We start from the raw sequence: 12,355 nt of genomic DNA, 5'->3' as shown, positions 1-12,355 counted from the left end.
ACCGGCGGCGCGGCCGATCAGCGGCGCACCCGGTAGCCGAACAGCCGGACCGCGTAGCCGGGGGAGTCGTCGTCCGACGGCTGGATGTACCAGCGGTCGTCGTGGTCGCCGATCGAGAGCTCGTTCCACATCAGGTCGATGAGCTTGAGCCGGGCCACGACCGATGCGCTGGGGTCGAGCACGATCGCGTAGGAGTGGTCGGTGAGGCGCTGGGTGACCATGCCCACGGGCTGGCCGTCCCAGACCGCCGGGACGGGCGCGTGGCCGATGTCGATCCCGCACAGCCGCAGCTGCTCGATCTCCTCGTCCAGGGCTTCGGTGGCGAGGGCGTCGTCGAGCTTGAGTGCGTCCTCCAGCTCGTCGCGGTCGGGGTCGGCGCGCAGGTAGGCGTGGTAGGTGCGCTGGCCGCAGGGGCGGCACATCCGCCACACCACGCACCGCGCCAGCCCGTAGGCCGACTGCGCCTCGCCCACGCCGCGATAGGCGCTGACCTTGCGGCTCGCGCCGCATTCGCAGCAGAGAGCGGTGAGATCCTGCTTCATCCTTCAGTCCCCCTCCCAGGCGAGTATGCGATGGCGACCCCCCGTAAGGGAACCGGTTCGCCGAAGGAGTTCCTACAAACTGTCGTCATCAATGGCCAAAAACGCGAACGCGCCGGACGCAGGGCCCTCCGGCACCTTCCCACCCGCGGCCCGCGTGGGGTAGGTTGCCCTCCCCCTGGACCGCGGGGCCCTCACCGGCCCGCGGCGGGCGCCGGATCGGCCGGGCCCGGGGAGTCCGCCGGGGGAGCGGGGTCGGCCGGAGGCGCCGGGTCCGGCCCGGCGGCGCCGGTGCGCGCGCCGGGGGATCCGCCGTGCAGCGCCTCGTCCTCGGCCGCGTCGAGCAATGGGTGCTCGGCCACCTTGTAGCGGCGGATGTAGACGCTCAGGAACGCCTGGAGGCTCGCGCCCACGGGCAGGGCCAGCAGGGCGCCGGGCGCGTCGAGGATCGCGGCGCCGGCGATGACCGACCCGAACGCGACCGCCGGGTGCATGTCCAGCGTGCGGGCGGTGATGCGCGGCTGGAGCAGGTAGTTCTCGAACTGCTGGTACAGCGTGATGAAGACGAGCATCCACACCGCCGGCCAGGGGCCCTGCATGAGCGCCACCAGGACCGGCAGCGCCCCTCCGATGTAGGTCCCCACGGTCGGGATGAACTGGGAGAGCACGCCCACCCACAGGGCCAGGGCGAAGGCGTAGTGGACGTCCAGCGCCGCCAGCGCCACGTAGTGCGCCACGGTCGCGATGAGGGCCAGCAGGGCGCGCGAGTAGATGTAGCCGCCGGTCTTGCTGATCGCGATCTCCCAGGCGCGCAGCACCTCGCGCTGGGTCCTGGGGGGCAGTACCGAGCAGATGGTGCGGCGGAACCGGGGGCCGTCGGTGGTCAGGTAGTAGGTGAACAGCGCGATGGTCAGCCCGTTGAACAGCAGCACCAGCAGGGTGGTTCCGGCGCCCCAGGCGTTCTCGGCGACGCTGGAGGCGTACTGGTCGATCAGGCCCGTGGCGTCGGTGATCTCACGCAGCAGGGTGTTGGGCGAGAACTGGGTGTGGAACGTGGAGTTCACCCAGCTCAGCAGGCCCCGACTCATGGCGGGCACCTGGTTGACGAACTCCAGCACCTGGCCGACCAGCATCGAGCCCAGCACGGAGAAGAACACCACGACGATGGCGAGCCCGGTGAGCATGACCGTGCCGGTGGCCAGGCCCCGCGGCCACCGGTGCTGGTTCAGCCAGTTGACGGCCGGCTCCAGGGCGAGAGCCAGGAACAGGGAGATCAGCAGGAGCACGAGCAGGCTGCGCAGCTGGAGGAACAGCCACCCGGCGACGCCGAAGGCGATCACCGTCCACACGGCGAGCAGCATCGCCTTGGGGAGCCATGCCGGCATGCCGTTCCTGCTGGGCGCGCTCATACGAGGTAGCGACTTCCCTTCCGCCCGTGTCCCCGGTTTGTTCGCCATCGGGGCGGTAGCGCTCCCGTTGCGTTCATTGCCTCATTCCGACTGTATAGCCACTTCGGGCGCCCCCGGAGGCTGAGCGGACGGTGCGGGGGTGTCGCCGGGGAGCGCCCGGGGGAGGGGCCGGTGCCTCCATGCGCCGGCGGCGCGTGGAGGCACCGCGGGCGGGTCAGTCGTCGAGCGAGAGTCCGCGCTTGTTCCGCGCGGTCCACTCGCGCATGCGCTTGGGGTAGCCCACGATCTGCACGTCGTAGACCGGCGCCCGGAGGTTGCGGGCGACACGGCGGATGACGTCGGGCGAGCCCACACGGCGCCGGATCCATTCGCCGTCGGTGGCCACGGCGACCGCGGTGGTGCTGGTCGCGAAGGTCTCGGGTTCGACGAAGAACTCCACTCCGACCCGGCTCTTGGTGAATTCGATGAGGGCTTTGAGGTCGGAGTCCTCGGCCGCGCGGTCGAAGCGCGCCTTGCCGTGCCGCTTGGCCCTGCGCAGGCCCAACCGGTCTCGCCATCCCATAGGTGTCGTGCTCCCGTCAGTGCCGACCCGACCGGTGCCGCCGCGCCCGTGCCGTCTCGGATCGTGGTCGTGTGCCGGTCCCCCTGATTCCGAGTCTATCGGCCCGCACGGACACGGGACTTTTCGGATATCGATCACGTGAGAGTAACCGCTCTGCTACTTTCAGTGCGCACCGATGAGGGGGATCGCTGATGAGTGTGTGGACATGGCTGGCCGAGACCGCCCGGGACCTCCGGGAAGGCGGGCACGCCGAGCTCGCCGACGCCGTCGCGCGCCTGCCTCAGCTCGCCGCCGACGGCGACGCCGCACGCATCGCCACCCTGCTCCCCCCGGCCCGGCGCGCGGCGCGCGACGCCGGGGCCCCGGCCTGGCTCCCGGCGTTCCTGGACCACTGGCCCGTGGCGGCGCGGGTGGGCGACCGCGCCGAGGGCACGGTGGCGCTCCCCGACGCGCTGGCCCAGCTCGACAACGCCCACCCCGAGTCCGGCCGCGCCGGATGCCCGCCCGCGGTGTGCGCGGCCGAGAACGCGCTCGCCTGCTACGCCACGATCGACGGCCCCGGCTACGTCGTGGACCGCGCCGCCCTGCTGACCCGCGCCCGGGCGCACACGCGCCCCGGCCATCCGGCGTTTCCCGCACTCGCGCTGGCCCACGCCGACACCCTGGTCGACGACGACCGGCCCGACGAGGCCGTGGCCGAACTCGACGCCCGCGCGGCCGATGTCCGCGCCACCGGCGGCCGGGTCGGCATCGACTACGCGTTCGGCTACGTGCGCGCGCTCCGGCACCAGGACCGCCACGCCGACGCGCTCGCAGCGCTCGGCCGGATCGAGGCCGCCGGAACGGCGCCCTGGCCGTCGGGGCCGGTCCGCTCGGCGGCGCTGCGCCGGATCCGCGTCGAGCGCGCCCGGCTGCTCGCCTGGCTCGCCCGCACGGGGCGGTGCCCGGTCGAGGACGCCGTCGACGCCCTCCCTGATCTGCGCGACGCCGATGCCCACCCCGCGTTGCGCCCGGCCTGGGCCGAGGCGGCCGAGAACCTGGCCGCGCACGGGGCCCTGCGCAACGACTGGCGGCTCGGTGTCACGCTGACCACGTGGTCGCGGTACTGCGAACGCGTCGGCGCGCACCGGCCCTGCCTGGAACTCTCGTTGAGCGCGGCCCGGCTGGCCGCCGCCCGCGGCGCCCGCTGGGTCGCCGAGAGCGCCGTTCTGCGTGCCGAGCGCGCGCTGGCCCGGGTCCGCCGGGTCGACGACCCCGCGGGCGACCTCGCCGAGGCCCGCGCCGCGGTCGGCGCGGTGCCGCCGGTGGTCCTCCCCGTCCCGGCGGCCGACCTCCTCGCGCTCCTGCGCACCGAGCCGCCCGAGCAGGTCGACCCCGAACGGCAGGCCGACCTCGTGGTCGCGGCGCTGCCCTACCGGCCCGATGACGCCTCCTTGCTCAACGCGCTGGGCCAGGTGGGCCGGACGCTGATGCTCACCGACGTCGCCGCCGAGCCGCAGTGGCGGCACGTGCGGCGCATGCCCGGCGACCAGAAGGCGGCGCTGTCGCTGCTGGAGACGCTGCTGTACGACAACGACACCGCCGGTGTGCGGACCCTGGTCCGCACGCTCACCGATGCCGCCCTGATCACGCCCGAGCCCGCTCGCGTGCGCTAGGTCCGGTGCCGGTGCGGATCGATGCGCGACGCCGCCGGCGCCCGGTGCGGGACGGCGGCGCCGACCGCGTCCGGAGGTGGCCTAGAGCAGTGCGATGCCCGCCGGGTAGGTGAGGGCGGCCTTGGGGAGTTCGGCCGGGCGGCCGCTGGCCAGGACCGTCAGGGTGCCGGTCCGCGCCAGTCCCGGGGCCGGGGCGGCGCCCAGCCGGCGGAGGGTCTGCGCGGCCACCGAGCCGGCCGCGGTGAACAGCTCCGCGGGGTGCCCCAAGGCGGCCGAGATCTCGTCGCCGACCAGGTCGTAGTGGGTGCAGCCCAGGACCACCCCCGTCACGCCGGACGGGGTGCGCTCCGCCGCATAGGCGATGGCCCCGGCCACGGCGCCGGGATCGGCCGATTCCACGGCCTCGGCCATGCCCACACAGGCGACCGGGGTCACGGAGATGCCGGGGGCGAAGCGCTCGATGAGGTCGCGCTGGTAGCGGCTGCTGGTGGTGGCGGCGGTGGACCACACCGCGATCGGCCCGCCTCCGGCCGCCGCCGGCTTGATGGGAGGGACCGTGCCGACGACCGGGATCGCCGGCTCGAATTCCGCGCGCAGCGCGGTGAGGCCGTGGACGGAGGCGGTATTGCAGGGCACCACGACGGCGTCGACGCCGAATCCGCGGGTGGCACGGGCCCCGGCCAGGGCGCGCCCGATGATCTCCTCGGGCGCGCGCGGGCCCCACGGCATGTGGTCGGGGTCCATGGAGAGGATCAGGTGGGCGTCGGGCCGCGCCGCGCGCAGTGCGGCGGCGGTGGACAGCATCCCGATTCCGGAGTCGACGAGGGCGATGCGCACGTCAGCCGATCCTATGCCGCTCCGCCCCGGGAAAAACCATGGATACCGCGCCGTGTCGGGACCAGAATGGGACGGGCCGTCCGGCGGGAGGGATGTTCCGCGGGGATTCCCGGCCGCGCGGGTGACATGCCGAACATCGATCCGCCGGTGGGTATTACCGGCAAGTAGGAATAGGCTGTCCGACGGCCGTGCCCGCAGGGGCGCGGCCGGCGAGAAGACGATGGCGCTGCGGCGCCGGGGCGGGTGAGATGAGGGTGAACGTGAGCCGTCGGACTTCCCAGCGGGACTTCGCCGAGCATGTCGGAGCCGTCCAGCGGCTGCGGCGGGACTACGCCGCGCTCCCCGCGGACGCGCCGGTGCGCCTGGCGAAGCCGACCTCCAACCTGTTCCGGTTCCGCGACGCGTCGAGCGCCCCGCGGCTGGACGTGAGCGCGTTCGCGTCGGTGCTGTCGGTCGACCCCGTCGAAAGGGTCGCCGAGGTGGGCGGGATGACCACCTACGAGGACCTGGTCGCCGCCACCCTGCCGCACGGACTGATGCCGCTGGTGGTGCCCCAGTTGCGCACCATCACCCTCGGCGGCGCGGTGACCGGGCTGGGCATCGAGTCCTCCTCCTTCCGCAACGGGCTGCCGCACGAGTCCGTGCAGGAGATCGAGATCCTCACCGGCTCGGGGGAGACCGTCGTGGCCCGCCGCGACAACGAGCACGGCGACCTGTTCCACGGCTTCCCCAACTCCTACGGGACCCTGGGCTACAGCCTGCGGCTGCGCATCGAACTGGAGCCGGTCGCGCCCTACGTGCACCTGCGCCACCTGCGCTTCGGGTCCGCCGCCGAGGCCATGGACGCGTTCGCCCGGATCTGCGCCGCCGGGGAGCACGGCGGCGAGCGGGTGGACTTCGCCGACGGCGTTGCGTTCGGGCCCGGTGAGCTGTACGTCACACTGGCGTCCTTCACCGACTCCGCGCCCTGGACCAGCGACTACACCGGCAACGACATCTACTACCGGTCCATCCGCCGCTACGCCGGCACCGGGCCGGGCGACTACCTGACGACCCACGACTACCTGTGGCGCTGGGACACCGACTGGTTCTGGTGCTCCAGCGCCTTCGGGGTGCAGAATCCCGCGGTGCGCGGCCTGTGGCCCCGCTCCCTGAAGCGCTCCGATGTCTACCGCAAGCTCGTCGCGCTGGATCGCCGCACCGATTTCAGCCGGCTGCTCGACCACTACCGGGGCCGTCCCCAGCAGGAGCCGCTCATCCAGGACATCGAGGTCGGTGTCGACAGGGGGGCGGAGTTCCTCGACTTCTTCCACTCCGAGATCGGGATGAGCCCGGTGTGGATGTGCCCGCTGCGGCTGCGCGAGAAGGGCGAGCCGGGCGGGGGCCACGTGTGGCCGCTCTACCCGCTGGAGCCGGACCGGCTCTACGTGAACTTCGGGTTCTGGGGCCGGGTCCCCATGGTCCCGGGGCAGCGGAAGGCCCACCACAACCGGTTGGTCGAGGAGGAGGTCTCCCGGCTGGGCGGGCACAAGTCGCTGTACTCCGACTCCTTCTACACGGAGGAGGAGTTCTGGCGGCTCTACAACGGCGAGGGCTACCGGCGGCTCAAGCACGCCTACGACCCCCAGGGGCGGCTCCTCGACCTTTACGCCAAATGCGTTGGCAACAGGTGACACGCCGGCCCGCCTGGGCAGTGGGCGACGTGCGGCGAGAAGGGAACGACCATGCGGCTAGCGGAGATCTTCGAACGCGTCGTCGGCGGCGACGCACCCGTTCGGTTCCGCGCCTATGACGGCAGCACCGCAGGAGATCCGGGCAGCGACACCACGATCGTCGTCCGGACCCCGGTGGCGCTCAACTACCTGGCCCAGTCGCCGAACGCGATGGGCCTGACCCGCGCCTATGTCTCGGGGCACATCGACCTCGAAGGCGACATGTACACCGCGCTCAAGGCGATGTCGGAGTTCGCCCTAGGGGACAGGGTGCGGCCCTCCGCCCTGGAACTCGCGCGCATCGCCAAGGGCATCGGATGGGTGAAGTTCGTCAACCGCGTGCCACCGCCACCGCAGGAGGTGCGCCGCGGCCGGATGCTGGGACTGGGCGCGCGCCACTCCAAGGGGCGCGACGCCGAGGCGATCCACCACCACTACGACGTCTCCAACGCCTTCTACGAGATGGTCCTGGGGCCGTCGATGACCTACACTTGCGCGGTCTTCGCCGAGCAGGACACCGGCCTGGAGCAGGCCCAGGCCGACAAGTACGACCTGGTCTCCCGCAAGCTCGACCTGCGCCCGGGCATGCGGCTGCTGGACGTCGGCTGCGGGTGGGGCGGGATGGTCCGCCACGCCGCCCGGGAGTACGGGGTCAAGGCGCTCGGCGTCACGCTCTCCAAGGAGCAGGCCGAATGGGCGAGCAAGCGCATCGCCCAGGAGGGACTGACGGGGCTCGCCGAGGTCCGCCACATGGACTACCGCGACGTCCCCGACGGCATCTACGACCGGATCAGCTCGATCGGGCTGACCGAGCACATCGGTGCGCGGAACCTGGCCGGCTACTTCAAAGGGCTCAACGACAAGCTCAAGCCGGGCGGCAGGCTGCTCAACCACTGCATCACGCGGCCGCGCAACGACCTGCCGCCGCTCAACCCGCGCGGGGTGATCTACCGCTACGTCTTCCCCGACGGTGAACTGGAGGGCCCCGGCCGCATCCAGGCGGAGATGAACGACGCGGGCTTCGAGATCCGCCACCAGGAGAACCTGCGGGAGCACTACGCGCTGACCCTCCGGCACTGGTGCGCCAACCTCGACGCCAACTGGGACGACGCGGTCGCCGAGGTGGGCGAGGGGACCGCGCGCGTGTGGCGGCTCTACATGGCCGGCTGCGTGCTCGGGTTCGAGCGCAACGTCGTCCAGCTCCACCAGATCCTCGGGGTCAAGCTCGACGGCACCGACGCGCACGTGCCGCTGCGCCCGGACTTCGGCTGAATCCGCCGGGGCGCGGCCGGAATCCGATCGCCGGTCGCGCCCCGCCCCGGGCATGATGGGGTCATGCCTGGAACCGCAGACAACGAGCACGTCAAGCAGCGCGCCATATCGCTCGTCGACGCCTATGTGCGCAAGGACGGCGACGCCGTCGCGCGCGAGGCCGAATCGATCCGCGGCGACACCGACCCGGTCGCCTCCGAACTGAAGGTCTTCGCGTCCTTCCTGACCCGCCGCGTGCAGGAGACCGGCGTGGTGTGGAAGCCCGCCGACTCCCGCGAGGCCGTCGCCGCCGCGGTCGCCGACCTGCTCCCCCCGGAGGTGGAGTTCGCGGTGGTCACGGCGTGGGAGGCCTACTCCGTGGGCGAGGAGGAGATCGCCGAGCGCTATACCAACGGCGACCCCCTGGTCCGGGTGCACATGCTCGCGGCGTTCTGCGCCGCCATCGGCACCGCGGTCTACAAGCCGGCCGAGCTGATCGCCACGCTGCGCATCGCCACGGGCCTGGCCGAGTGACACGCGGACCGCGACCGGGGGCGGCGGCGCCCGCGCCGCCGGCCGCCGGGGGCGGCGGCGCCCTGGTCGGGGCCGCTTTTCCACAGCCGGTGACGGCGTTCTTGACCTCGGTGGCGAACATGTAAAGAGTGGAGGGGCAGCACCCACCGCGATGCAAAGGGGCTCCGCGTATGGCCGCCTCGACACCCGCCGACCGCGCGGGAGACGCCGACGACCTCTCCGATATCGACCTCGCGGACACGGCGTTCTGGGCCAGGCCGCCCGAGGACCGCCACGCGGCCTTCGCCCGGCTGCGGCGCCGGCCGCCGGTGTTCTTCGCCGAGGCCGACATCGGCCCGATCCCCGCGGGCCCCGGCTTCCACGCCCTGGTCCGCCACGCCGACGTCGTCGAGGCCAGCCGCACCCCGCAGGTCTTCTCCTCCCGCCCGACCGCGATCTCGATCCCCGATATGCCCGAGGAGTTCGGCGAGTTCTTCGGCTCGATGATCGGGCTCGACGACCCCCGCCACGCGCGGCTGCGCCGGATCGTGTCCCGCGGGTTCACCCCCCGCATGCTGGCCAAGCTCGAGGACGACGTCCAGCGCCTGGCCGAGCAGATCGTCGACGACCTCGTCCGCACCGGCCCCTGCGACTTCGTCGCCGAGGTCGCCGCCCGGCTGCCGCTCGATGTCATCTGCGAGATGATGGGCGTCCCCGCCGACCGGCGCGCCATGGTCTTCGAGAACGCCTCCGTGATCCTGGCCGGCAGCGACCCCGACTACCTCGGCCACGACATCGACGCCGCCCTCACCCGGATGCTCACCGCGGGCGGCGACCTCGCCGCCCTGCTGGGCGAGCTCGCCGCCGAACGGCGCGCGGCCCCCACCACCGACCTCACCTCCGCCCTGGTCCGCGCCGACATCGACGGCGAATCCCTCACCGACCGCGAACTGGGCTCGTTCTTCATCCTGCTGACGGTCGCCGGGAGCGAGACCACCCGCAACGCCATCAGCCACGGCCTAGCGCTGCTCACCGGCCACCCCGGCCAGCGGGAGCTGTGGTGGTCGGACTTCGAGGCGCACGCCGGGACCGCGGTCGAGGAGATCGTCCGCCACTCCTCCCCGGTGATCTGGATGCGGCGCACCCTCACCCGCGACCACGTGATGAACGGCCACGCCTACCGCGCCGGCGACAAGGTCGTGCTCTACTACGCCTCCGCCAACCGCGACGAAGCCGTCTTCGCCGACCCCGACACCTTCGACATCACCCGCAGCCCCAACCCGCACCTGGGGTTCGGCGGGCCCGGCCCGCACTTCTGCCTCGGCGCGCACCTGGCCCGCCGCGAGATCGGGGTGATGTTCCGGGAACTCCACCGCCGGGTGCCCGCGATCCGCTCCACGGCCCCGCCCGAGCGGCTGCTCTCCAACTTCGTGAACGGAATCAAATCGATGCCGTGCGCCTTCTGACCGCCACCCCGCGTCTCGGTACCGTGACGGTCGGCACCGGCGGCGGAGGCGATCGCGCCGATCCGCACGACACTGCTGCGGTTTACTTCACAGTCAACCGGTTTTTGCGTAAGTTTCTTACCAACCCCCCGGGGGATCGTGAATGGACGGGAGAACGCCGATGGCACGCAAGCACGTCCTGCCCGTCGCCGCGCTGGTCGCGACCCTCACACTGGTCGCCACCTCCTGTGGCAGCGGCGCTGGCGAGGGCGACGCCCTCGAAGTCTGGATCATGGAGGGCACCAACCCCGACGCCACGGCGTACTTCGACGACATCGGCGCGCAGTTCACCCAGGAGACCGGGGTGGACGTCAACGTCGAGTTCGTGCCGTGGGCCGACGCCCATGAGCGGTTCGTGACCGCCATGGCCGGCGGCACCGCACCCGACGTCGCCGAGGTCGGCACCACCTGGACACCCGAGTTCGCCGACGCCGGCGGGCTGATCGACATCACCGAGCGGGTGGGCGACACCGACGCCTACGCGGCCGGCCTCGCCGAGGCCGGCACCGTCGACGGCGCCCTGTACGGCCTGCCCTGGTACGCCGGCGTGCGGTCGGTGCTCTACCGCACCGACGTGTTCGAGGAGCTCGACCTCGAAGAGCCCACCACCTGGGAGGAGCTGCGCGACACCGCGGTCGCCGTCTCCGAGGAGCGCGACGACCTGATCGCGTTCCCCGTCGCGGGCGACGCCGAATACTCGGTGCTGCCGTTCGTGTGGGGCGCCGGCGGCGAGATCGCCGAGCAGGGCGCCGACGGCACCTGGACCTCCGGGCTCGACAGCGCCGAGGCGCGCGAGGGCATCTCCTTCTACACCGACCTCGCGCTGGAGGACGGCGTCTCGTCGACGGGCGCGACCACCTGGAAGGAGACCAACATCCAGGAGGAGTTCATCGCCGGAAACGTGGCCATGACGATCGCCGGGAGCTGGACCCCCAAGGCGATCCTGGAGGCGGCGCCCGACCTCGAGGGCGACATCGCCGCGTTCCCGATCCCCGGGCCCGACGGCGGCTACAGCCCGTCCTTCCTCGGCGGCTCGCACCTGGCGGTGTTCAGCGGGACCCCCGACGAAGACCTCGCCTGGAGCTTCCTGGAGACCCTCACCAGCACCGAGAACGCCGCCCGCTGGTCGGAGGAGACCACCTACTTCCCCGGCCTACAGGAGCAGATCGAGCCCTACACCGAGTCCGACGACCCGCTGGTGCGGCCGTTCGCCGTGCAGATGAGCGATGCCGGCAAGGGCGTTCCCGCCAGCCAGAACTACGGCCGCGTCCAAGGCGAGATGGTGGTGCAGACCATGGTGCAGGCCATCCTGAACGAACGGGCCTCGGTCGACGACGCCACCGCCACCGCAACCGAGGACATCGAATCGATCCTGAACGAGGACACCTGAACACGTGAGCGGTTCCGTTCTCACGCGGCCGGCCGCCCCGGTGGCCGGCCGCCCGCCCACCCGCCGTCGCCGCCTCACCGCGGCGGGGCGCCGGCGGCTGCTCCCGTGGGTGCTGCTGGCGCCCGCGCTGGTGGTCATCGGCGTCCTGCTGCTGTACCCGCTCATCCGGGTCGCGCTGCTGTCGTTCCAGGACTACGGGCTGCGCAACGTGGTGTCCGGCGAGTCGAACTACACCGGGCTCGACAACTACGTCCGGCTGTTCGGCGACGGCTACCTGTGGCGGGTCGCCCTGCCCAACACCGTGGTGTTCGCGGTGGCGGCGGTCGGCGGCACGGTCGTGTTCGGCACGCTCGTGGCCCTGCTGCTGCGCACGCTCTCGCCCATGGCCCGGGCCGCGGTGGCCGGCTGCATCCTGGTCGCCTGGGCGATGCCCGCCGTCACCGGGACCTACGTGTGGGTCTGGATCTTCGACGTCGACCGCGGCATCGTCCGCGAAGGGCTCCAGGCCCTGGGCGCGATCGGGCCCGAGGGATTCAACTGGTTCACCGAGCGGCTCCCGTTCTACGGGATCGTCGTGCTGAACGTCATCCACCACGGGTTCCCCTTCGTGACCGTGACGGTCCTCGCCGGGCTGCTCACCGTGCCCCGCGAACTCTACGAGGCCGCGATGATCGACGGCGCCGGCGCCTGGCACCGGTTCTGGCACGTCACGGTGCCGACCCTGCGCCCGGTGTTCGCGGTGGTCACCATCCTGTCGACCATCTGGGACTTCAAGGTGTTCGCGCAGGTCTACCTGATGCCCGGCGGGTCGGGGTCCAACCCGGACCTGCTCAACTTCGGGGTGTGGTCCTATGTGCGCTCCTTCGGGCGCCAGGAGTACGGGATGGGGTCGGCGATCGCGGTCGTGCTGACCCTCATGCTCATCGCCATCACCATCGTCTACCTGCGGGCCCTGTTCCGCGATGAGGAGCTGAAGTGAGCG

Annotated in this window: 11 protein-coding genes; 7 read left to right on the top strand and 4 right to left on the bottom strand. The window is 72.1% G+C overall.

The annotated features are described in order from the left end of the window. Positions 1-17: 17 nt before the first annotated feature. The 3 genes from ACFO4E_RS05015 to ACFO4E_RS05005 form a co-directional block, all read right to left on the bottom strand. Positions 18-542: a DUF6315 family protein gene (locus ACFO4E_RS05015; RefSeq protein WP_378571828.1), complete on the bottom strand. Its 525-nt coding sequence runs from the start codon at positions 540-542 to the stop codon at positions 18-20. Positions 543-733: 191 nt separating this feature from the next. Next, the gene (locus ACFO4E_RS05010) at positions 734-1,924 is read right to left on the bottom strand and encodes an AI-2E family transporter (RefSeq protein ID WP_378571827.1); all 1,191 of its coding nucleotides are present in this window, start codon (positions 1,922-1,924) and stop codon (positions 734-736) included. A gap of 238 nt (positions 1,925-2,162) precedes the next feature. After that, positions 2,163-2,510 carry a hypothetical protein gene (locus ACFO4E_RS05005; protein WP_378571826.1) on the bottom strand — a complete coding sequence of 116 codons (348 nt, stop codon included), beginning with the start codon at positions 2,508-2,510 and terminating at the stop codon, positions 2,163-2,165. Between the two features lie 191 nt (positions 2,511-2,701). Here ACFO4E_RS05005 and ACFO4E_RS05000 point away from each other — a divergent pair, with 191 nt between their 5' ends. Then, positions 2,702-4,165 (top strand): hypothetical protein, encoded by a 1,464-nt coding sequence (locus tag ACFO4E_RS05000; protein WP_378571825.1) that lies wholly within the window; start codon positions 2,702-2,704, stop codon positions 4,163-4,165. An 81-nt stretch (positions 4,166-4,246) separates the two neighbouring features. Here ACFO4E_RS05000 and ACFO4E_RS04995 read toward each other — a convergent pair whose 3' ends face one another. Next, positions 4,247-5,002 carry a glutamate racemase gene (locus tag ACFO4E_RS04995; RefSeq protein ID WP_378571824.1) on the bottom strand — a complete coding sequence of 252 codons (756 nt, stop codon included), beginning with the start codon at positions 5,000-5,002 and terminating at the stop codon, positions 4,247-4,249. Positions 5,003-5,250: 248 nt separating this feature from the next. On the opposite strand from ACFO4E_RS04995, the gene ACFO4E_RS04990 reads away from it, so the two are divergent. The 6 genes from ACFO4E_RS04990 (at position 5,251) to ACFO4E_RS04965 (ending at position 12,352) form a co-directional block, all read left to right on the top strand. Next, positions 5,251-6,675: an FAD-binding oxidoreductase gene (locus ACFO4E_RS04990; protein ID WP_378571823.1), complete on the top strand. Its 1,425-nt coding sequence runs from the start codon at positions 5,251-5,253 to the stop codon at positions 6,673-6,675. Positions 6,676-6,726: 51 nt separating this feature from the next. Next, on the top strand, positions 6,727-7,986 hold the full coding sequence (locus ACFO4E_RS04985; RefSeq protein WP_378571822.1) for a class I SAM-dependent methyltransferase: 1,260 nt from the start codon (positions 6,727-6,729) through the stop codon (positions 7,984-7,986). A gap of 63 nt (positions 7,987-8,049) precedes the next feature. Beyond that, positions 8,050-8,499 (top strand): hypothetical protein, encoded by a 450-nt coding sequence (locus tag ACFO4E_RS04980; RefSeq protein WP_378571821.1) that lies wholly within the window; start codon positions 8,050-8,052, stop codon positions 8,497-8,499. Positions 8,500-8,669: 170 nt separating this feature from the next. Further along, positions 8,670-9,944 carry a cytochrome P450 gene (locus tag ACFO4E_RS04975; protein ID WP_378571820.1) on the top strand — a complete coding sequence of 425 codons (1,275 nt, stop codon included), beginning with the start codon at positions 8,670-8,672 and terminating at the stop codon, positions 9,942-9,944. Positions 9,945-10,104: 160 nt separating this feature from the next. Beyond that, positions 10,105-11,373, top strand: coding sequence for a sugar ABC transporter substrate-binding protein (locus ACFO4E_RS04970; protein ID WP_378571819.1), 1,269 nt, complete (start codon positions 10,105-10,107; stop codon positions 11,371-11,373). 4 nt (positions 11,374-11,377) lie between these two features. Further along, positions 11,378-12,352, top strand: coding sequence for a carbohydrate ABC transporter permease (locus tag ACFO4E_RS04965; protein WP_378571818.1), 975 nt, complete (start codon positions 11,378-11,380; stop codon positions 12,350-12,352). The last annotated feature ends 3 nt before the right edge of the window (positions 12,353-12,355 follow it).

Source organism: Nocardiopsis mangrovi, from assembly GCF_042653925.1.
GTDB classification, from domain to species: Bacteria; Actinomycetota; Actinomycetes; order Streptosporangiales; family Streptosporangiaceae; genus Nocardiopsis_B; species Nocardiopsis_B mangrovi.
This window is presented reverse-complemented; position numbering and strand designations above follow the sequence as displayed.